A 20,513-nucleotide genomic window follows, 5' to 3' on the forward strand; every position below is an offset into this window, starting at 1 on the left:
GCATCCTTCCCTAACAAGTGTTTGGTAGGTTAACGTACGGCCATGAGTAGCGCCACGGGCGGCGTCGAGGAGTTCCGCGCCGCGGTACGCGACTGGCTCGAGGACCGGCTGAGCGGCGAGTTCGCCGCGCTGAAGGGCCTGGGCGGACCCGGCCGGGAGCACGAGGCGTTCGCCGGACGGCTCGCCTGGGAGCGCCACATGGCCGCCCACGGCTGGACCTGCGTCGGCTGGCCAAAGGAGTACGGCGGCCGCGGCGCGAGCGTCGAGGAGCAGATCGCCTTCCACGAGGAGTACGCCCTCGCCGACGCCCCCGCCCGCGTCAACCACATCGGCGAACAGCTCCTCGGCCCCACCCTGATCGACCACGGCACCGAGGAACAGAAGGCCCGCTTCCTGCCCCGGATCCGGGCCGTCGAGGAACTCTGGTGCCAGGGCTACAGCGAGCCCGACGCCGGCTCCGACCTCGCCGCCGTCCGCACCCGCGCCGTCCGCGACGGCGACGAGTGGGTCGTGCACGGCCAGAAGACCTGGACCTCGCTCGCCCACGAATCCCAGTGGTGCTTCGTCATCGCCCGCACCCAGGCCCGCGCCCCCGGCGCCCGCCCGCACACCGGGCTCTCCTACCTCCTCGTCCCGCTCGACCAGCCCGGCGTCGAGATCCGGCCCATCACCCAGCTCACCGGCACCAGCGAGTTCAACGAGGTCTTCTTCGACGGCGCCCGGACACCCGCGAGCCACGTGGTCGGCGCGCCCGGCGACGGCTGGCGCATCGCCATGGCCACCCTCGGCTACGAGCGCGGCGTCTCCACCCTCGGCCAGCAGGTCGGCTTCCGCCGCGAGCTCGAAGCCCTGATCCGCCTCGCCCGCGCCAACGGCGCCGCCGCCGACCCGCTGATCCGGGACCGGCTCGTCCGCGCCTGGACCGGGCTGCGCGCCATGCGCGCCAACGCCCTGTGCGGCACCGACCCCTCCACGGCCAAGCTCTACTGGTCCCACTGGCACCGCGACCTCGGCGAACTCGCCATGGACGTGCGCGGCGCCGCCGCGACCCTCGCCGCCGGCGAGCCCTACGAACTCGACGACTGGCAGCGGCTCTTCCTCTTCTCCCGCGCCGACACCATCTACGCCGGGTCCAGCGAGATCCAGCGGAACATCATCGCCGAGCGGGTGCTCGGCCTCCCGAAGGAGCCGCGCCCATGAGCACCACACCGGAGTACGTGCCCGGCCACGGGCTGCTCGCCGGCCGCACCGCCGTCGTCACCGCCGCCGCCGGCGCCGGGATCGGCGGCGCCACCGCCCGCCGCCTCCTGGAGGAAGGCGCCCGCGTCCTCGTCAGCGACGCCCACACGCGCCGCCTCAAGGAGACCGAGACCGCCCTCGCCGCCGAGTTCGGCGCCGACCGGGTCGCCGCCCTGCCCTGCGACGTCACCGACGAGAGCCAGGTCCAGGCCCTCTACGACACGGCCGTGCGGCTCCACGGCGGCCTCGACGTCCTCGTCAACAACGCGGGCCTCGGCGGCACCGCCGAACTCGCCGACATGACCGACGAGCAGTGGGACCGCGTCCTCGACGTCACGCTCACCGGCACCATGCGCTGCACCCGCGCCGCCCTCCGGCACTTCCGCGACAGCGGGAACGAGGGGGTGATCGTCAACAACGCCTCCGTCGTCGGCTGGCGCGCCCAGGCCGGCCAGGCCCACTACGCCGCCGCCAAGGCCGGCGTCATGGCCCTGACCCGCTGCGCCGCCGTCGAGGCCGCCGCCCACGGCGTCCGCGTCAACGCCGTCGCCCCCTCCCTCGCGATGCACCCCCACCTGGTCAAGGTCACCTCCGCCGAGCTGCTCGCCGAACTCACCGAACGGGAGGCCTTCGGGCGGTACGCCGAACCCTGGGAGGTCGCCAACGTCATCGTCTTCCTGGCCAGCGGCTACTCGTCGTACATGACGGGGGAGACGGTCTCCGTCAGCAGCCGGCGCGCCTAGGACCAGAATGGAAGCGTGCCAACGACAAAGAAGAACACGCAGGTGACCGCCTCGCCCGAGCGGCGCAGGGAACTCCTCGAGACGGCGGCCGAGGTGTTCGCCGCCCAGGGCTACAACGCCACCACCGTCCGCAGGATCGCGGACGAGGCGGGCATGCTCGCCGGCAGCCTCTACTACCACTTCGACTCCAAGGAATCGATGCTCGACGAGATCCTCTCCACCTTCCTGAACGAGCTGTGGGACGGCTACGACGCCGTGCTCGCCGCCGGCCTCGGACCCAGGGAGACCATCGAGGCCCTCGTCACGGAGTCCTTCCGGGAGATCGACCGGCACCGCGCCGCCGTCGCGATCTACCAGAAGGAGGCCCGTCACCTCGTCGACCAGCCCCGCTTCCACTACCTCACCGACTCGCAGGTCAGGTTCGAGAAGGCCTGGCTCGGCACCCTGGAGCGCGGCGTCCGGTCCGGCGCCTTCCGCGCCGACCTCGACATCCGGCTCACCTACCGCTTCGTGCGCGACACCGTCTGGGTCGCCGCGTCCTGGTACCGCCCCGGCGGACAGCACAGCCCGGAGGAGATCGCCCGTCAGTACCTGTCGATGGTGCTCGACGGCATCGCCGTACGTACCCCGTAGCCACAGGAGGAACAGCCATGGCCGAGGCCTACATCGTCGAAGCGGTCCGCACCCCGGTGGGCCGGCGCAAGGGCGGACTCGGCGCCGTCCACCCGGCGGACCTCGGCGCCCACGTCCTGAAGGCGCTCGTCGAGCGGAGCGGCGTCGACCCGGCCGCCGTCGAGGACGTCGTCCTCGGCTGCCTCGACACCGTCGGGCCGCAGGCCGGCGACATCGCCCGCACCAGCTGGCTCGCCGCCGGACTGCCCGAGGAGGTCCCCGGCGTCACCGTCGACCGCCAGTGCGGCTCCTCCCAGCAGGCGATCCACTTCGCCGCCCAGGGCGTGCTCTCCGGCACCCAGGACCTCGTCGTCGCGGGCGGCACCCAGAACATGACCATGATCCCGATCGCCTTCGCCTCCCGGCAGGCCGCGGAACCGCTCGGCCTCACCCAGGGCCCGTACGCCGGTTCCGAGGGCTGGCGCGCCCGGTACGGAGACGCTCCGGTCAACCAGTTCCACGGCGCCGAGCTCATCGCCGCGAAGTGGGGCATCACCCGCCGCGACCAGGAGGAGTTCGCCCTGCGCTCGCACCGGCGGGCGATCCGCGCGATCGACGAGGGCCGCTTCGCCCGAGAGACCGTGCCCTACGGGGACGTCACGGTCGACGAGGGACCGCGCCGCGACACCAGCCTGGAGAAGATGGCCGGGCTCGACCCGGTCGTCGAGGGCGGCACCATCACCGCCGCCTGCTCCTCCCAGGTCTCCGACGGCGCGGCGGCGATGCTGGTCGCGAGCGAGCGCGCCGTACGCGAGCACGGGCTCACCCCGCGGGCCCGGATCCACCACCTGTCGGTGCGCGGCGAGGACCCCATCCGGATGCTGTCCGCGCCGATACCCGCGACGGCCCACGCCCTGAAGAAGACCGGGATGACCATCGACGACATGGACCTCGTCGAGATCAACGAGGCCTTCGCCCCGGTCGTCCTCGCCTGGCTCAAGGAGACCGGCGCCGACCCCGAACGCGTCAACGTCAACGGCGGCGCGATCGCCCTCGGCCACCCGCTCGGTGCGACCGGCGTCAAGCTGATGACGACCCTCCTGCACGAACTGGAGCGCACGGGCGGCCGCTACGGGCTGCAGACCATGTGCGAGGGCGGGGGACAGGCGAACGTCACGATCATCGAGCGGCTCTGACCGACGGCTGCGGCCCGCGCCCGGGAGGGGCGCGGGCCGTTCCCGCGTACGGGGCGCGTCAGCCGACGAGCCGCTCCCGCAGGCCCGCGAGCGTGCGCAGGTCCAGGCCCAGGCCCTGCGTCACGTACTGGTAGAGGCTGCCGTAGCCGGTCCGGACCTCGGCGAGGGCCGCGTCCAGGTACTCCTGGCGCACCTCCTGGAGCGGGATGATCAGGTCCGGGTTCTGCATCAGCCCGCCCTGCTTCAGGCCCTCGCGCACCCGCGCGTCGTAGGCGGCGCGGAAGACGTTGGAGGCCAGGTAGTCCTCGGTGGCCGAGCGCTCCGGCACCCCGACCAGCGTGAGCACCAGCCAACTCGCCCAGCCCGTACGGTCCTTGCCCGAGGTGCAGTGGTAGAGCTGGGGGCCCGAGCCCGGCGCGGCGAGTTCGCGCAGGGTCGCGCCGAACTGCTGCCGGTTCGCGGCGTTCGTCACGAAGGTGCGGTACACCCCGGTCATGAAGGCCGCGGCCCGGCCGCCGCCCAGCATCTCCTCCTGCCGGACCGGGTCGCGCGAGCCGATCGCGGTGAGCAGCTGCCCGAACAGGCCGTTGTCCGTGACGGACCGGGAGACCCCGGCGACCCCGGCCGGCAGCCGGTCCGCGCCGTCGTACTGCACCTCCAGCGGAATCCGGAAGTCGATCACGCGGGAGAGCCCCAGCGCGCCGAGCGCGGCCACGTCGGCGGTGGTCAGCTTGCCGAGGTGGTCGCCGCGGTAGACCAGGCCGTCGCGGACCCGGGCCCCGTCGTACGTGAGGTAGCCGCCCAGGTCACGGACGTTGACCGCGCCCTGGAGCGGGATCTGCCGGATGGCGTTCGCGGTGACCCGGGGCCGGGGCCGGGCGAGTGAGGGCGGGGCGGCGACCGCGAGAAGGGCGGTGGCACCGGCGGTGCTCAGCAGTGCGCGTCTCGACAGAGACATGGCTGACTCCCTTACGAGGGTGGAAGGGTACGGAGCACGTGCGCGGCCTCGGACATGACGCGGGTCACGAGTTCCGCGCAGCTCGGCAGGTCCTCGATCACCCCCGCGACCTGTCCGGAGGCCATGACGCCGAGGTCGGTGCGGCCCTCGACCATGGAAGCCTTCAGGAGCATCGGGGTGTTCGCGGCGAGCAGGACCTGGCTCCAGGACAGGTCCTTGCCGTGGCGCATCGCGAGCCCGTCGCGGACCATCGCGGACCAGGACAGGCCGGAGATCCTGCGGAACCCGGAGGCATGGCGCACGGCCTGCGCCAGGGCCCGTACCCGGCCCGCCCGTTCGAGCGCGGCGACCATCTCGGTGCGCAGCATCCGGTGCGGCAGCCCGTCCACGGCGGTCGTGACGGTGACGTCCCTGACCGTCGCCGCCAGGTACCTCGCCTTGACGGCCTCGGGCACGGTGGAGTCGGAGGTGAGCAGGAAACGGGTGCCCATCGCGATGCCCGCCGCCCCGTAGGCGAGCGCGGCGACCAGGCCGCGCCCGTCGTGGAAGCCGCCGGCCGCGACCACCGGGATGCCGACGGCGTCCACCACCTGCGGCAGCAGGACGGTCGTCGCCACCTCGCCGGTGTGTCCGCCGCCCTCGCCGCCCTGGACGACGACCGCGTCCGCGCCCCAGGCGGCGACCTTCTCGGCGTGCCGGCGCGCCCCGACGGACGGGATGACGACGACGCCGGCGTCCTTGAGCTCGGCGATCAGGTCGCGGGAGGGCGCGAGGGCGAAGGACGCCACCCGGACGCCCTCGTCGACGATGATCCGGACGCGCTCGCGGGCGTCGCCCGCGTCGGCGCGCAGGTTCACGCCGAAGGGCCGGTCGGTGCGGGACTTCACCTCCCGTACGGCGGACCGGAATTCGCCGGCGGTCATGGTGGCGGAGGCGAGGATGCCGAGGGCGCCCGCGTTCGCGGTGGCGGAGACCAGCCGGGGTCCGGCCACCCAGCCCATGCCGGTCTGCACGATCGGGTGCTCGACGCCGACGAGCTCGGTGAGCGCCGTCTTCAGGACGGGGGCCGTCATCGGGGCGCGACCTCCCGGTCGCGCAGCCCGCCCGGGTCGACGACCTCGCGGATCAGCCGCAGCTCCTCGGCACTCGGCTCGCGGGTGTACGGCACCTCGCCGTCCGTCACCAGCTCGAAGCCGGTCGCGGCCCGGACCTCGTCGACGGTGACGCCCGGGTGCACGGACGCGAGCCGCATGCGGTGGTCGGGCGTCGCGAAGTCGAGCACGGCGAGGTCGGTGACCACCCGGGGCAGGCGGTGGTACGGGCCGACGGCGTGGTCGTAACCGACTCCGCTGACCATGTCGACGCGCTCGACGAAGACCCGGGGCGAGTGCCGGGGGATCCAGTAGCTCACCGGGTTGTTGAGGGTGTTGACGGGGGCGCCGCGCACGCCGAGCAGCTGGCGGGCGGGCCGCTCCCAGTCGCCGATGCAGGAGATGTTCTGGTTGCCGTAGCGGTCGATCTGGCTCGCGCCCATCATCACGTGCCGCCTGCCGCCGGTGACCATGGTGAGGTGGCGGCGGTACGGCAGCCAGCCCTCGGGCCGCCCGTCGAGGCCGACGAGCAGCGCCTCGCCGTCGGTGAGGAGGAGGTCGGGGGAGAAGGTCCGCTTGGCCAGGCGGGCGCCGAACGAGGGGACGAGGCCCATGGGGCTGGCGAGGACCTCGCCGTCGTCGCGCCAGGCCTCGGCGCAGGCGACGACGCAGTACTCGGCTCGGGTGACGGTCATTTCCTTCCTTCCGTGCGCTCGTCGTGCCAGGCGCGCACCGCGGCCTGGTAGTCGTCCTCGGTCTTGCCGGACAGGAAGCGCTCGGCGAACTCGGGCCAGGGCGTGGTCGCGTACAGCTTCTGGAAGGGCTCGTCGCGGTCGTGGTCGGGGACGCAGGAGGTGAAGTGCGCGCCGTCCGGGGTCTCGACGACGCCGGTGACGCTGTGCCGGGAGACGAGCAGGGTCTGGGGGACGGTGTCGGGACCGAAGCCGTCGACCAGCCGGTGGCAGGAGACGTACGCGGTGTCGGCGGCCTCGCAGAACAGGTCGTCGAAGTACGGGTCGGGGCCCAGGTACTGGCCGTTGCCGAGCCGGTCGGCGCGGTTGAGGTGGACGAGGGCGGCGTCCATGCGCAGCGCGGGCACGGCGACGAACTCCTCGCCGTCCTCGTAGGGGGAGGTGACCGTGCGCAGTTCGGGGTTGACCCGCATGACGTCGGAGCCGAGCCCGGCCCGTACGGGCAGGAAGGGCAGCCGGTTCGCGGCGGCGTGCAGGCCCCACATGAACATGGCCTCGTCGAGCTCGGTGAGGGCGAAGGCGCCGCGCTCGCGGGCGGCCCGGAAGTGCGGTTCGAGCGGGATGGAGTCGAGGGTCGCGAAGGGCGCGACGAGCCGGCGGATCCGGCCGGCGGCGGCGAGCAGGCCGACGTCGGGGCCGCCGTAGGAGATGACGGTGAGATCGGTGATCTCGGACCGGAGCAGCGCTCTGACCAGTGCCATCGGCTTGCGCCGCGAGCCCCAGCCGCCGATCCCGATCGTCATGCCGGAGCGGAGCCGACCGACGACCTCGTCCGGGGTCATGGTCTTGTCGGTCACCGCTCCCCGCCGTCCCTTCCGAAGGTGTCCCGGACGCGGTCGGCCACTCCGGCGAGAGCGGCCTCGAAGGTGAAGCCCTGCTCGAAGCGGTAGCTGCGCCGGACGTCGACCGGGTCGATGCCGTTGATGGCGGCCTTGGCGAGCCGGAGGAGCGTGCCGTCCTTCGCGGCGATCTCGCCGGCGAGTTCCCTGGCGCAGGCGAGGAGTTCCTCGCGCGGCACCACCTTCCAGACCGAGCCGTGGGCGTGCAGTTCCCGGGCGGTGACGGTGCGCGAGGTGTAGTACAGGGCGCGCATCAGGTGCTGCGGCACGAGCCGGGCCAGATGGGTGGCGGCGCCGAGCGCGCCGCGGTCGAGCTCGGGCAGCCCGAAGACGGCGTCGTCGGCGGCGACGATCGCGTCCGCGTTGCCCACCAGGCCGATGCCGCCGCCCAGGCAGAAGCCGCCGACCGCCGCGACCACCGGCACCTCGCAGTCGTAGACGGCGGCGAAGGCCTCCGCGCAGCCGTGGTTGACCGCGACCAGCGCGTCGTGGCCCGGGTCGCGCTGGAGCTCCTTGATGTCGACGCCCGCGTTGAAGCCGCGGCCCTCGGCGGCGAGGACGACACAGCGGATCTCCGGGTCGCGCCCGGCGGTGCGGAGGGCGTCGGTGAGCTCGTACCAGCCCTGTACGGGGAGGGCGTTGACGGGTGGGAAGTCGACGGTGACGAGTGCGACGCCCTTGTCCGGGCGGGAGGTGGAGACACCCATGAGCGGATCAGCTACCTTTCCACCAAACGTTTGTTAGGTGACGCTGGGAGGAAGGTAGCAGCCCATGGAGCTGGACGGGAGGGTCGCCGTCGTCACCGGCGGAACCCGAGGGGTCGGCGCGGGCATCGCCCGGGCCTTTCTGCGGGCCGGCGCGGAGGTCGTCGTCTGCGCCCGCAGACCACCGGACGAACCGGTGGAAGAAGCGGGCCGCACGGCCGTGTTCGAGCCTGCCGACCTGCGCAGACCCGCGGAAGTGACGGCCTTCCTCGCCCGGGTCGCCGAGCGGTACGGACGGCTCGACACGCTCGTGAACAACGCGGGCGGGACGCCGTACCGACCGCTGGGAGGAGCGGAGGAAGCCGAACGGCACGCCCGGGTGCTGGAGTTGAACCTGACCGCCCCGCTCGTCACCTCGCTCGCCGCGTACGAGCGGCTGCGCGCCGCCCGCGGCTCCGTCGTCATGATCGGCAGCGTCAGCGGCACCCGGCCCTCGCCCGGCACCGCCGCGTACGGAGCCGCCAAGGCCGGGCTCGAGAACCTGGCCCGCACCATGGCCGTCGAATGGGCCCCCGACGTACGGGTCAACACGCTCGTCCTCGGCATGGTGCGCACCGAACTGTCCCACCTGCACTACGGCGACGCCGAGGGCATCGCCGCCGTCGGCCGCACCGTGCCGCTCGGGCGGCTCGCGGAGCCGATCGAGATCGGGGAGGCGGCGGTCTTCCTCGCCTCCGACCGGGCGGCGTACGTGTCGGGGGCGTCGCTGCTCGTACACGGCGGCGGGGAGCGACCCGCGTTCCTGGACGCCGCGACAGCCGACAAGGAGGACGGACATGGGTCTGTGTGACGAACGCGTGGTGATCGTGACCGGCGCGGGACGGGGGCTCGGACGCGCGCACGCGCTGGCCTTCGCCGCGGAGGGCGCGCGGGTGGTCGTCAACGACCTCGGCGTCGGGCTCGACGGGCGGCCGGACGCCGACAGCCCCGCCGGACGGGTCGTCGAGGAGATCCGCGCGGCGGGCGGCGAGGCGGTCGCCCACGGCGGCGACATCGCGACGGAGGAAGGCGCGGCGGCACTGGTGCGGACCGCGCTCGAGTCGTTCGGCAGGCTCGACACCCTGGTCAACAACGCCGGCTTCCTGCGCGACCGGATGCTCGTCAACCTGGGCGAGGACGACTTCGACGCGGTCGTACGGGTCCATCTGAAGGGCCACTTCCTGCCGCTGCGGCACGCCGCAGCGCACTGGCGGGCCGAGTCCAAGGCGGGCCGTCAGGTGGCCGCCCGCGTGATCAACACGACCTCGGGCGCGGGACTCCTCGGCAGCGTCGGCCAGGGCAACTACGCGGCCGCCAAGGCGGGCATCGTCGGCCTCACGCTGGTCGCGGCGGCGGAGACGGCCCGTTACGGCGTCCAGGTCAACGCGATCGCCCCGGCGGCCCGCACCCGCATGACCGAGCAGACCTTCGCGGACCTCGCCGCACTCCCCGAGGACGTCTCCCCCCTCGTCGTCTGGCTCGGCTCCACCGCGTCCGCCGGCGTCACCGGCCGCGTCTTCGAGGCGGAGGGCGGCCGCCTGACGGTCATGGAAGGCTGGCGCCCGGGCCCCACGGCGACCAGCCCCACCCGCTGGACCCCCAGGGAAGCGGGCGAGGCCACCCTGAAACTCCTCGCCGCGTCGGAGCCCCCGCATCCCGTCTACGGCACCTGACCAAGCCCCGCCCGCGGCCCCCGTGCCTAGGATGACGGGGTGAACGACACCCTCTTACTGCGTGCCGACGCGACGCCGTCCGCCCCCGCCCTCGTCCTCCGCCCCTGGGGCCCGGAGGACATCGCCGCACTCGTCGACGTGTGCCGGGATCCCGCACTGCGCCAATGGACCAGCATCGCCGTCGAGAACGACGCCGACGCGACGCGGTGGGTGCGGGAACAGGAGCGGGGACGGGCGGCGGGGGACCGGTTCGGCTTCGCGGTCCTGGAGGTGCGCCCCGGCACGGACCACGCACAGCTGGCCGGGGGCGCGGTCCTCAAGGGGGTGGCGCCGGGCACGCCGTCGGCCGAAGTCGGCTACTGGACCGCGGCGCACGCACGCGGACGGGGCATCGCGCCCCGCGCGCTGGAGGCCCTCACCGGCTGGGCCTTCGACACGTTCGGGGACGGCGGACTCGGGCGGCTCGAACTCCTGCACCAGGTGGACAACCTCGCCTCGTGCCGCGTGGCGCAGAAGAGCCGTTACGGCTTCGACCGGGTCCTGCCCGCGTCACCGCCCGACTTCCCGCTCGACGGCCATCTGCACGCACGTCACAGGGACGCCTGAACTCCCGTACCGCGCCGCGGTCCACGGCCGCTGACCCGGCCCCTTCCGTCGGTCCGCCGGGTCCGCTCGCCTAGGCTTCTGCCCTGGTCGACGCGCCGGTCGGCCGGAGGAACGGGGGGACGAGGCGGATGAAGAGCGCGACCGAGGTGTTCCAACCACTGCAGGCGGACGACCCGGTGGAGGCGGGCGGCTACCGCCTCGCCGCCCGGCTCGGTGCCGGCGGCATGGGGCGGGTCTACCTGTCGCACACGCAGGGCGGCCGGCCGGTGGCGATCAAGGTGGTGCGGCCCGAGCTCGCCGACGACCCGGACTTCCGGCGGCGGTTCCGCCGGGAGATGGAGGCCGCCCGCCGCGTCCGCGGCGCGTACACCGCCGAGTTGATCGACGGCGACGCGGACGGCACACCGCCCTGGCTGGCCACCCTGTACGTGCCCGGGCCCTCCCTCGCGGAAGCCGTCGTCCGCCGCGGGCCCCTGCCGGTCCCGGCGGTGCTGTGGCTGATGGCCGGCGTGGCCGAGGCGCTGCAGGCGATCCACGGCGTGGGCGTGGTGCACCGGGACCTCAAGCCCGGGAACGTGCTGCTCGCCGCCGACGGGCCCCGGGTGATCGACTTCGGGATCTCGCTGGCGTCGGGCGTCTCCTCGCACACCGCCACCGGCGCCGCCGTCGGCACCCCCTCGTTCATGGCGCCCGAGCAGGCCTCCGCCGGCGAGGTCACCCCGGCCACCGACATCTTCGCGCTCGGCCAGACGGCGGCGTTCGCGGCCCTCGGCCGGCCGCTGTACGGGGACGGGCCGGGGGTCAGCGTGCTGTACCGGATCGTCCACTCGGACCCCGACCTGTCGCTCCTGCCGGAACAGCTCCGTCCGCTGATCGCCCGCTGCCTGGCCGCCGCGCCGGCGGACCGGGTCACCGCGCAGGAGGTCGTCGAGTGGTGCCGCCGGCACCTCGGCGGGGACCTCGACGCGGGCGTCGGCCCGGCCGTCTGGCGGGAGGTGAAGGGGCCCGACCCGGAGATCCCGCCGCCGGTCCCCGAGCCCACGCCCGTGGCGCCGGTGGTGCCGGTGGCGATGCCCACGTCCGCGCTCACACCGGTGGCGATGCCCGCACCGGTCCATCTGCCGCCCTCGGCTCCCTGGCCGCAGCCGCACGCGCCGTCGGGCCGCGCGGAGGAGTCGCCCGGGGAGCGCCGGGCGCGCAGGCGGCGCACCGCGCTGGTCGTGACCGGGGCCGTGGCGGCCGCGGCGCTGCTGCTGACCGGGGTGAGCCTGCTGGTCGGAGACGCCCTGGACCGGTTGTCCGACCGCGGCGCGCAGGACCCTTCGTCGTCCTCCTCGCGCCCGACGGGAGGCGCGGGCTCCTCGGCTTCGCCGGGCTCGACGGCCTCGACGGGATCTGCGGGGTCGGCGGGAACGGCGGGACTGGCGGGCGGGAAGGGCGACACGGCGACCGTGACGGCCGGACCGTCCGCCTCGCCGCGGCCGGTGGGCTACCCGGGACGGACCCTGGACGAGAAGAACTCGCTGGGCATCAGGAAGCCGGTCGACCGCAAGGACCGCAAGGGCGACCTTCTTCTGGAGTGCGACCAGAACGACTGCGAGCTGAAGAGCGACAGCAGCACGATCATCCTCATGTACGGCGATCCCGGGGCCGGTCTCGACGAGTGCCGGCTCCTCGCCACCGCCAGCAAGAGCCACAGCCTGCCGCTGGCGGCGGTGTCGGCGGGCAGCGAGATCTGCGTCAGGCACCCTTCCGGAGACATCGCGCTGCTGGTGGTCCAGGTGAAGGCGACCGCGATGCCCGGGCGCCTGCCGAGCTTCGTGATGGTCGACCTGACGGTCTGGCCGAACGCGACCGAGCGGGGCGCCACGGCCGGGCGCTGAAGGCGGGAGCGTCAGCGGCAGCGCGGGGCCGTCCACTCCAGACGGGTCCTGACGCGCGGGTCCGTCACGTGCTCCAGCGCGGACAGGGCCGTCTCGCGGGCCGGGCCCTCCGGGTCGCCGTCCGCCAGGACGCGGGCCAGGGCCTCGACGGCGCGCGGGTCCTGACGGATGGCCAGGCCGCGGGCCGCCTCGGCGGCCGTCTCCGGGTCCGGGTCGGCGAGCCGGGCGGCCAGCGCCTCCCGGACGACGGGCGTGTCGTCGGGCAGCTCGGCGAGCGCGAGCGTCGCCCAGTCCCGCACCCGCGCGTCGGGGTCCCGGCTCAGCGCCGTGATCGTCCCGACCGCCTCGGCGTGCCCGGCCGGCACGATGCCCGTGAGCGCGGCGGCCACCTGCCGCCGTACCTCGGCGTCCGGATGTCCGGCGAAGGCGAGCAGTTCGGGCACGGCGCTCCCGTCGCCGCACCGCCCGAGCGCGCCGACAACGGAGGCGACCGGCTCCCGCCCGCCCGCGCCCGCCGCAGCACCGCCCGCAGCCCCTGCCTCGGGCCCGGCCCCAGCTCCGGCGGCCGCAGCTCCGGCCCCGGCGTCAGTCCGGGCCCCGAGCCCGGCCGCAGCCTCCGGCTCGACCCCGGCGTCAGTCCGGGCCCCGAGCCAGGCCGCGGCCGCAGCCCCAGTCCCGCCCCCAGCCCCACTCCCGGCCGCAGCCCCAGCCTCCGTCTCGGCCCTGGCCTCAGCACCGGCCTCGGCGTCATTCCCGGCCGCGGACGCAACTCCCGCCCCGGCCCTCGCCCCCGCCCCGGCGTCGTTCCGGCCCCCTGCCCTGGCCCCGGCCTCAGCGCCGACCCCCGCCTCCGTCAGGGCCCCTGCCCCCGCCGGGGCCCCTGCCTCCGCCAGGGCCCCCGCCCCCGTCAGGGCCCCTGCCCCCGCCAGGGTCCATGCCCCCGCCTCCTCCGCCGCCAGGCGCCGCAGGATCGGTACGGCGCTCGTCGTGAAACCGGGCAGGGCCGCGAGGACGCGGGCGCCCAGTGCGCGGCGCAGCGGGTCGGGGCTCGCGCACCAGCCGGTGGCGGTGACGAAGACCGTCTCGTCGGCGCGGGCGGCGAGCGCGTCGACCGCCGTCGTCCAGTCGTCCTGCTCGGGATCGCCGCAGGCCAGCGCGCGACCGGCGAGTTCCTCCGGCGGCACGGACTCGCCGAGGGCGCCCTCCAGGAGAGTGGCGACGGCGGCGTGGCCGGTCTGCCGCTCGTCGCCGCGGCTCGGCGCGCCGTCCTCGCGCAGCAGCTCCACGACCACAGTGATCCCGCCGTCCTCCGGCACGCGCCGCACCACCGCCTCGTAGGTGTCCGCGGCGCCGCCGCTCCCGACCAGACCGCGCCGCAGCACCGCCGCCATGTCGACGCCGATCCAGCGCCTGGCCTCGGCCAGCGCCTCCGCGAGGGCCCCGCGGTCGCGTCCGGCGCCGTGCTCCAGGAGTGCGCGGACGAGCGAGGGCGAGCCGCGCCGGGCGGCGGCGGTCAGCGGGGCGAGCCCGTCGGGGCCGGGCCGGGCGGGATCCGCGCCCGCCGCGAGCAGCGCACCGGCCGCCTCGGTGTGCCCGAGCCGTACGGCCCAGGCCAGGGCGGTGAAGCCGTAGCCCTCCTCCTGGTCGGGGTCCGCGCCCGCCGCGAGCAGCGCTCGTACGACCTCGGTGTGGCCGCCGCACGCCGCACCGCACAGCGGCAGGTCCCCGTCGTCCTCGCCGCTCGCCCGCCCGGGGTCGGCGCCGGCGGCGAGCAGCACGCGCACGGCGACCGCCTGGTTCCCGACGGCCGCCCGGTACAGCGGCGTCTCCCCCTCGTCCCGGGTCTCGGCGTCGGCACCCTCCCGCAGGGCCCGGACCAGCCCGTCGTCGTCCCCGGCCCACAGCGCGTCCCACAACCTGCTCATGTGCCCGACCCTCACCCGAAGCACCCGAACGGCGCAAATGCATTGCGGCGCGCGGCACTCCCCACGGTCAGGGCGCGCACTCCAGGACCGTGCCGCACACCCCGCACCTGGCCCTGACCCGGCGCTGCCCGCCCGCGGTCACCCGGAGCCGCTGCCCGCACACCGGGCACGGGAACGCACCGTCCCCGCCGGCCGCCCGGGCCCTGCGCCGGGCCGCCCAGCCGGCGCCGGCCAGCGGCGGGCGGCGCCAGTCGCGGGCGGCCTCCTCCCGGCCGCGCAGCCACGCCTCGTACGCGACGGCGCTGGTGAACCACGGCGAAGGGTCCTCGTCGAACACCGCGGCCCGCTTGGCGAGCACGTAGCCGAACTCCTCGGGCGTCAGGTAGCCGAGCTTCTGGCTGGACATGCCGTCCTGGCGGAAGGCGTCCAGGAGCAGCCAGCCCGCGCCGAGGTAGGTGGCGGCGACGTCGGTGAGGATCTCGTTCCCGGCGGTCGTGGGCATCGTGAGGCCGAGCCGGTGCAGCAGGACGTGGGTGATCTCGTGGGCGAGCGCGGCGCCGATGTCGCGCCGGTGCTCGCGGCGGGCGAAGCGCTCGTTGAGCTCGACGAAGTACTCCGGGCCCGCGCTCAGTTCGACGCTCGCCGCGTGTTCCATGGCCCGGAAGCTCACGACCATCCGCGCCTCCGGCAGCCGCAGCTGGCGGACGAGCGCGCGGGCCACCCGCTGGGCGCCGAGGTGCAGCCCGTCGCTGTCGTCGACCAGGACGTCGGAGGCCGGGACGCTGACCTCGTAGCGCCGTACGCCGTCCGGGGAGAGCCGCCGATAGAGCGCCGTGATGGACGAGCGGACCGTGTCGAGGTGCGGGAACCCGTGGACCACGGGAGAGACTTCATCGCTGTGCGGCATCCCGGATCACCCCCTGCCGTCCAGGGTACGGGCGCCGGCCGACCTGGGCCCCTCCGGCCGATGGCGGCCCGGTCCGCCGGACGGGACCCGGCCCGGGCCGTCGCCCGTCTGGCCGAAAAGGCCTTCTTGTGACGCCCGTTGCGCCCTCTCCATAATCCGGACCACGTCTTGACGGGCACATGCCATCAAGATCAACCCCCCATGAAAGAAGGCAGTCGTATGCAGAAGAAGAACAGGCTGGTCCGCGCGCTGCAGAAACTCGCCGCCGCGGGCGCCGTCGTCCTCGCCGCCGTCAGCCTCCAGCCCACCACCACCGCCTCCGCCGCGCCCGCGCCGGTCGTCGGAGGCACCCGCGCCGCCCAGGGCGAGTTCCCCTGGATGGTCAGGCTCTCCATGGGCTGTGGCGGCTCCCTGATCACCCCTCAGGTCGTCCTCACCGCCGCGCACTGTGTCAGCGGCTCGGGCAACAACACCGGCATCACCGCCACCGCCGGTGTCGTGGACCTCCAGTCCGGCAGCGCCATCAAGGTCCGCTCGACCAAGGTCTACCAGGCCCCCGGCTACAACGGGCAGGGCAAGGACTGGGCCCTCATCAAGCTGGCCTCGCCCATCACCAGCCTGCCGAACCTGAAGATCGCCGAGACCACCGCGTACAACAGCGGCACCTTCACCGTCGCCGGCTGGGGCGCCACCCGTGAGGGCGGCTCGCAGCAGCGGTACCTGCGCAAGGCGACCGTCCCGTTCGTCTCGGACGCCGACTGCCAGTCCGCGTACGGCAGCTCCCTCGTCCCCGGCGAGGAGATCTGCGCCGGCTACAACGAGGGCGGCGTCGACACCTGCCAGGGCGACTCCGGCGGCCCGATGTTCCGCAAGGACAACAACGGCGCCTGGATCCAGGTCGGCATCGTGAGCTGGGGCGAGGGCTGCGCCCGCGCGGGCTACCCCGGCGTCTACACCGAGGTGTCCACCTTCGCCTCCGCGATCAAGTCCGCGGCGGCCACGCTGTAGCACCACCCGCACGCACACGCGGCCACGCCGCGGCACCGCTCGCAGCCGTACGGAGTGCCCGGGACCGACAGGCCCCGGGCACTCCCGCGCGAGGCCGTCTCCTTCTGACCAGGGCCGGACACGCCGCGGACCGGGCCGGCATCCGGAAGAGACGGCCTATGCCAGCTCCACCGGCCCGGCCGCGCCGCCGCCCTCCAGCTCGAGCACCCACACCTCGTTCGTGCCCGCCGTGAGCACGGGGCCCGGCACGTACAGGGAGTCCTGCGGTCCGGCGTTCCAGTAGCGGCCCAGACAGAAGCCGTTGACCCAGACGAACCCCCGGGTCCGGCCCGGCAGCCGCAGCCACGCGTCACCCGGCGAGCCGACCTCCACCGAGGCCCGGTACAGCCCCGGCCCGGCGTCGGCGGCCACGGGACCGAACGGGACCTTCGCCACCGCCGCCGCCTCGAACGCGTCCAGCCGCAGGCCCCGCGCCCGCACCCCGTGCAGGAACTGCCGCTCGTGCCGGATCCCGCCCGTGATGCCCTTCGGCTCCGCCTGCCGCGGCCCGTAGTTCACCCGCCCCAGCGACTCCACCCACAGGTCCACGACGGCCGGCCCCGCGACCGGCTCGGCGAGCACCGCGTCCTCCGTCTCCAGGACCCCGGCCGGGAGCCCGTCGACGTACACCACGGCCCGGTCCCGCAGCCCCGTCACGGAGAGCGGGTACGGCTGCCGCGGCCCCGGCACCGCCACCCGGTAGCGGACCACACCCCGGTCCACGCCCAGCTCCTCGAAGGCCGGCGGCACCGGCGTCTGCGACTCCTCGTCGCCCAGCACCTCCAGGACCTCCGCGAGCGGCGCCCAGCCGTCCGGGAAGCCGGCCGCCGGCGCCCCGATCCGTACCGGCGGCTCCGGCACCGCCGGCAGCGGCTCCTCCGCGTACTCCGCGAGCACCTCGCGGAACAGCCGGAACTTCTCCGTCGGCAGCCCCGCCTCGTCGACCGGCGCGTCGTAGTCGTACGAGGTCACCGTCGGCCGCAGCGCGCCGTCGTGCAGCCGGCCGGACCGGTTCGCCCCCGCCCAGCCGGCGAAGCTCGTCCCGCCGTGCGCCATGTAGACGTTGACCGAGGCCCCGCACTCCAGGATCTCCCGCAGGGTCGCCGCCGCGTCCGCCGCGTCCCGCCCGGCGTGCTCCGTGCCCCAGTGGTCGAACCAGCCGCACCAGAACTCCATGCACATCAGCGGCCCCGTCGGCTGGTGCCGCCGCAGCGCCGCGAAGGCCTCCCGCGCACCCGAGCCGAAGTTCGCCGTCGCGAGCACGCCCGGGACCGAGCCGCCCGTCAGCATGTGGTCCTCCGGGCCGTCCGAGGTGAACAGCGGCACCTCCACCCCGCACTCCACCAGCAGCTCCGCCATGTGCCGCAGATAGCCGGCGTCCGTGCCGTAACTGCCGTACTCGTTCTCCACCTGCACCATGACCACCGGGCCGCCCCGGGAGATCTGCCGCTCCACCACCTGCGGGAGCAGCCGCCGGAACCAGCGGTCCACGGGGGCCAGGTACTCCGCGTCGTCCGTGCGCACCCGCCGCCCCAGCGGCCCCGTCAGCCAGTGCGGCAGACCGCCGTTCTCCCACTCCGCGCAGATGTACGGCCCCGGGCGCACGATCGCCCACATCCCGGCCCGCGCCACCGCGTCCAGGAAGCGGCCGAGCGCGGCCACGTCCCCGTACCGGCCCGGCTCCGGCTCGTACAGGTTCCACGGCACGTACGTCTCGACGCAGTTGAGGCCCATGGCCCGCAGCATCCCGAGACGGTGGTCCCACTGCCCCTCGTGCACCCGGAAGTAGTGCAGCGCCCCGGAGAGCAGCCGCACCGGCCGCCCGTCGAGAAGGAAGTCCTCGTCGCCCACCACGAACCGCCCGGACTGCCCGGACCGCCCGGACCGGCCGGACGGGCCGGACTGCCGGGACCGGCCGGACTGGCTGAACTGGCTGAACTCGCTCATGCGCCTCACCTTCGCCCTCTGGCGGCGGACCGGTCCATGGACAAAGATCGTCGCAGTTTGGACCTTCAGGCGGACGACAGGGAGGAAGCCGCGCCATGTACCACACCTGGATGCGCTACTTCACGCCGAGCCCCGTCCACCACCGCCTCGGCCTGGTCTGCCTCGGCGTCGGCCTCCAGCACGGCGCCCTGCCCACCGTCGGCCCGCGCACCCTCGACCACCACGTCGCCGTCGTCGTCAGCTCCGGCAGCGGCTGGTACCGCGGCCCCGACGGCCGCCGCACCACCGTCACCGCGCCCGCCCTGATCTGGCTCACCCCCGGCGCGCCCCACCACTACTCCGCCGACCCCGGCACCGGCTGGGACGAGTCCTTCGTCGACTTCACCGGACCCGCCACCGCCACCTACACCGAACTCGGCTACATCGAACCCGACCGGCCCGTCGTCCCGCTCGCCGACGCCGCGCCCGCCCGCGCCGCCATCGGCCGCATCGCCCGCGCCGCCCGCCCGGGGAACCCGCTCCTGGAGGTCGAGACCGCCGCCGCCGTCCACGAACTCCTGGTCGCGCTGCGCCGCGCCCGCGCCGACACCAACGCCGACGGCGACCCGGTCCTGTCCGCCCTCGCCCGCGACGCCTTCAGCCGCATGTCCGTCGCCGAGCACGCCGCACGGCACGGCATGACGGCCGCCGAGCTGCGCACCGCCGTCCGCCGGGCCGCCGGCTGCAGCCCCAAGGACTACCTGCTCACCGTCCGCCTCGGCCGCGCCAAGGAACTCCTCGCCGCCACCGATCTGCCGGTCGCCGCCGTCGCCCGCCGCGTCGGCTACGACGACCCGGCCTACTTCTCCCGGCTCTTCACCCGCCGGGTCGGCACCGCCCCGATCCGCTTCCGCGAGCAGCAGGGCCGGACCGTGCCGGGCGGCTGGAGCAACACCGTTCCGGATCCCGAACACCCGCCCACCATCCTCACCGGATCCGGATAGGCTCGCTGGTCATGAGCGAGATCGACGAGTCCGTACGGGCCGAGCTGACCCGGCTGCGCGAGAGCATCGACAACATCGACGCGGCGGTGGTCCACATGCTCGCCGAGCGCTTCAAGTGCACCCAGCAGGTCGGCGTCCTCAAGGCGAAGCACCAGCTGCCGCCCGCCGACCCGGCCCGCGAGGCCCGCCAGATCGCCCGGCTGCGGGAACTCGCCGAGAGCGCGAAACTGGACCCGGCGTTCGCGGAGAAGCTGCTGAACTTCATCATCGCGGAGGTCATCCGCCACCACGAGACGATCGCGGACGGGACGGCCGCGGACGGCGCGGCGGCGACGACGGACCGGACGATCGCGGACGGAGCACGCTGATGGCACGCGTCACCGTATTCACCCTCGGCGGCACCATCTCCGCGCGCGGCGGTGACGCGAGCCGCATGTCCGGCGCCGAGGTGCTCGCCGAGCTCGGCGTCGCGCCCGTCGGCGTGGACGTCGAGCTGCGGGACTTCCGGCGCGTCCCCAGCTCCACCCTCTCCTTCGAGGACCTCGCCGCCCTCGCCGACGAGGTCGGCAGGACGGTCGCCGAGGGCTCCGGCGCGGTCGTCGTCCAGGGCACCGACACCCTGGAGGAGACCGCCTTCCTCCTCGACCTCCTCTGCACCACCGAGGAGCCGGTCGTCGTCACCGGCGCCATGCGCCGCCCCGACCTGCCCGGCGCCGACGGCCCCGCCAACCTGGCCGCCGCCCTCGCCGTCGCCGCCGACCCCGGCTGCCGCGGGCTCGGCGTCCTCGTCGTCCTCGCCGACGAGATCCACGCGGCCCGCTTCGCCCACAAGGCCCACACCACCTCCGTCGCCACCTTCACCTCACCCGGCGCGGGACCCCTCGGCGTCGTCGTCGAGGGCGAGCCGCGGATCCTGCTGCGCCCCGCCGTCCCCGCCCGGGTCTGCCCGCTGCGCCTCGACCCGGACGTACGGGTGGCCCTCCTGACGCTCTCCCTCGGCGACCGCGGCGAACTCCTCGAAGCCGTCGCCGAACGCCACGACGGCCTCGTCGTCGCCGCCTTCGGCGCCGGACACGTGCCCGCCTGGTTCGTCGAGCCGCTGGAGGCGCTCGCCGCGCGCATGCCGGTCGTCCTCGCCTCCCGCACCGGCGCCGGCGCGACCCTCTCCCACACCTACCGGAGCCCCGGCTCCGAGTACGACCTGCTGCACCGCGGCCTGATCCCGGCGGGCCCGCTCGCCCCGGCCAAGGCCCGGCTGCTGCTGCACGCCCTGCTCTCCAGCGGCGCCAAGGGCCCGGCCGGCTACGACCGGCCCCGCATCTCCGCCGCCTTCGCCCACTTCGACGGCGCGGGACTCGCCTGACCCGGC

General features: G+C 74.7%; 20 protein-coding genes. 12 read left to right on the forward strand and 8 right to left on the reverse strand.

Features of this window, described 5'->3' with window-relative positions; genetic code table 11:
- Window positions 1-42: 42 nt before the first annotated feature.
- The 4 genes from ACFY8W_RS15785 to ACFY8W_RS15800 are packed head-to-tail and all read left to right on the forward strand — an operon-like array spanning window position 43 to window position 3,790.
- Window positions 43-1,200 (forward strand): acyl-CoA dehydrogenase family protein, encoded by a 1,158-nt coding sequence (locus ACFY8W_RS15785; RefSeq protein ID WP_391105098.1) that lies wholly within the window; start codon window positions 43-45, stop codon window positions 1,198-1,200.
- A complete protein-coding gene (locus ACFY8W_RS15790; protein ID WP_391105100.1) occupies window positions 1,197-1,982 on the forward strand; it encodes an SDR family oxidoreductase in 786 nt (261 codons plus the stop codon). Before ACFY8W_RS15785 ends, ACFY8W_RS15790 begins: the two co-directional genes overlap by 4 nt.
- 15 nt (window positions 1,983-1,997) lie before the next feature.
- Window positions 1,998-2,615, forward strand: a complete 618-nt coding sequence (locus tag ACFY8W_RS15795) for a TetR family transcriptional regulator (RefSeq protein WP_391105102.1) — start codon at window positions 1,998-2,000, stop codon at window positions 2,613-2,615.
- A gap of 17 nt (window positions 2,616-2,632) precedes the next feature.
- Window positions 2,633-3,790: an acetyl-CoA C-acetyltransferase gene (locus ACFY8W_RS15800; protein ID WP_391105104.1), complete on the forward strand. Its 1,158-nt coding sequence runs from the start codon at window positions 2,633-2,635 to the stop codon at window positions 3,788-3,790.
- A 58-nt stretch (window positions 3,791-3,848) separates the two neighbouring features.
- Here the strand turns inward: ACFY8W_RS15800 and ACFY8W_RS15805 are convergent, their stop codons facing one another.
- Genes ACFY8W_RS15805 through ACFY8W_RS15825 form a run of 5 tightly spaced genes read right to left on the reverse strand, consistent with a single transcriptional unit; the run spans window position 3,849 to window position 8,137 of the window.
- On the reverse strand, window positions 3,849-4,748 hold the full coding sequence (locus ACFY8W_RS15805) for a tyrosine-protein phosphatase (RefSeq protein WP_391105106.1): 900 nt from the start codon (window positions 4,746-4,748) through the stop codon (window positions 3,849-3,851).
- 11 nt (window positions 4,749-4,759) lie between these two features.
- Complete coding sequence (locus tag ACFY8W_RS15810) at window positions 4,760-5,806, reverse strand: nitronate monooxygenase (RefSeq protein ID WP_391105551.1); 1,047 nt, start codon at window positions 5,804-5,806, stop codon at window positions 4,760-4,762.
- A gap of 11 nt (window positions 5,807-5,817) precedes the next feature.
- A complete protein-coding gene (locus tag ACFY8W_RS15815) occupies window positions 5,818-6,534 on the reverse strand; it encodes a CoA-transferase (RefSeq protein WP_391105108.1) in 717 nt (238 codons plus the stop codon).
- The gene (locus tag ACFY8W_RS15820; protein ID WP_391105110.1) at window positions 6,531-7,388 is read right to left on the reverse strand and encodes a CoA-transferase; all 858 of its coding nucleotides are present in this window, start codon (window positions 7,386-7,388) and stop codon (window positions 6,531-6,533) included. Before ACFY8W_RS15820 ends, ACFY8W_RS15815 begins: the two co-directional genes overlap by 4 nt.
- Entirely contained in the window at window positions 7,385-8,137 is a 753-nt protein-coding gene (locus ACFY8W_RS15825; protein ID WP_391105112.1) for an enoyl-CoA hydratase family protein, read from the reverse strand. The genes ACFY8W_RS15820 and ACFY8W_RS15825 overlap by 4 nt, the downstream gene beginning before the upstream one ends.
- A gap of 64 nt (window positions 8,138-8,201) precedes the next feature.
- Here ACFY8W_RS15825 and ACFY8W_RS15830 point away from each other — a divergent pair, with 64 nt between their 5' ends.
- The 4 genes from ACFY8W_RS15830 (at window position 8,202) to ACFY8W_RS15845 (ending at window position 12,335) form a co-directional block, all read left to right on the forward strand.
- Complete coding sequence (locus tag ACFY8W_RS15830; protein ID WP_391105114.1) at window positions 8,202-8,984, forward strand: SDR family oxidoreductase; 783 nt, start codon at window positions 8,202-8,204, stop codon at window positions 8,982-8,984.
- Window positions 8,971-9,846, forward strand: coding sequence for an SDR family oxidoreductase (locus ACFY8W_RS15835; protein WP_391105116.1), 876 nt, complete (start codon window positions 8,971-8,973; stop codon window positions 9,844-9,846). Before ACFY8W_RS15830 ends, ACFY8W_RS15835 begins: the two co-directional genes overlap by 14 nt.
- A gap of 39 nt (window positions 9,847-9,885) precedes the next feature.
- Window positions 9,886-10,452 carry a GNAT family N-acetyltransferase gene (locus ACFY8W_RS15840; RefSeq protein WP_391105118.1) on the forward strand — a complete coding sequence of 189 codons (567 nt, stop codon included), beginning with the start codon at window positions 9,886-9,888 and terminating at the stop codon, window positions 10,450-10,452.
- Between the two features lie 128 nt (window positions 10,453-10,580).
- Window positions 10,581-12,335: a protein kinase gene (locus ACFY8W_RS15845; protein WP_391105120.1), complete on the forward strand. Its 1,755-nt coding sequence runs from the start codon at window positions 10,581-10,583 to the stop codon at window positions 12,333-12,335.
- A gap of 11 nt (window positions 12,336-12,346) precedes the next feature.
- Here ACFY8W_RS15845 and ACFY8W_RS15850 read toward each other — a convergent pair whose 3' ends face one another.
- Both ACFY8W_RS15850 and ACFY8W_RS15855 read right to left on the reverse strand, forming a co-directional pair.
- On the reverse strand, window positions 12,347-14,260 hold the full coding sequence (locus ACFY8W_RS15850) for an ankyrin repeat domain-containing protein (protein ID WP_391105122.1): 1,914 nt from the start codon (window positions 14,258-14,260) through the stop codon (window positions 12,347-12,349).
- A gap of 67 nt (window positions 14,261-14,327) precedes the next feature.
- Window positions 14,328-15,167: a hypothetical protein gene (locus ACFY8W_RS15855; RefSeq protein WP_391105124.1), complete on the reverse strand. Its 840-nt coding sequence runs from the start codon at window positions 15,165-15,167 to the stop codon at window positions 14,328-14,330.
- Window positions 15,168-15,386: 219 nt separating this feature from the next.
- Here ACFY8W_RS15855 and ACFY8W_RS15860 point away from each other — a divergent pair, with 219 nt between their 5' ends.
- Window positions 15,387-16,175 carry a trypsin-like serine protease gene (locus tag ACFY8W_RS15860; RefSeq protein WP_391105126.1) on the forward strand — a complete coding sequence of 263 codons (789 nt, stop codon included), beginning with the start codon at window positions 15,387-15,389 and terminating at the stop codon, window positions 16,173-16,175.
- A gap of 156 nt (window positions 16,176-16,331) precedes the next feature.
- Here the strand turns inward: ACFY8W_RS15860 and ACFY8W_RS15865 are convergent, their stop codons facing one another.
- Complete coding sequence (locus ACFY8W_RS15865) at window positions 16,332-18,161, reverse strand: beta-galactosidase (protein ID WP_391105128.1); 1,830 nt, start codon at window positions 18,159-18,161, stop codon at window positions 16,332-16,334.
- Between the two features lie 95 nt (window positions 18,162-18,256).
- On the opposite strand from ACFY8W_RS15865, the gene ACFY8W_RS15870 reads away from it, so the two are divergent.
- Genes ACFY8W_RS15870 through ACFY8W_RS15880 form a run of 3 tightly spaced genes read left to right on the forward strand, consistent with a single transcriptional unit; the run spans window position 18,257 to window position 20,507 of the window.
- Window positions 18,257-19,144 carry a helix-turn-helix domain-containing protein gene (locus ACFY8W_RS15870; RefSeq protein WP_391105130.1) on the forward strand — a complete coding sequence of 296 codons (888 nt, stop codon included), beginning with the start codon at window positions 18,257-18,259 and terminating at the stop codon, window positions 19,142-19,144.
- A gap of 11 nt (window positions 19,145-19,155) precedes the next feature.
- Window positions 19,156-19,512, forward strand: a complete 357-nt coding sequence (locus ACFY8W_RS15875) for a chorismate mutase (protein WP_391105132.1) — start codon at window positions 19,156-19,158, stop codon at window positions 19,510-19,512.
- Window positions 19,512-20,507 (forward strand): asparaginase domain-containing protein, encoded by a 996-nt coding sequence (locus ACFY8W_RS15880; RefSeq protein ID WP_391105134.1) that lies wholly within the window; start codon window positions 19,512-19,514, stop codon window positions 20,505-20,507. The genes ACFY8W_RS15875 and ACFY8W_RS15880 overlap by 1 nt, the downstream gene beginning before the upstream one ends.
- The last annotated feature ends 6 nt before the right edge of the window (window positions 20,508-20,513 follow it).

This window comes from Streptomyces sp. NPDC012637 (assembly GCF_042954805.1).
In the GTDB taxonomy this organism is placed as follows: Bacteria; Actinomycetota; Actinomycetes; order Streptomycetales; family Streptomycetaceae; genus Streptomyces.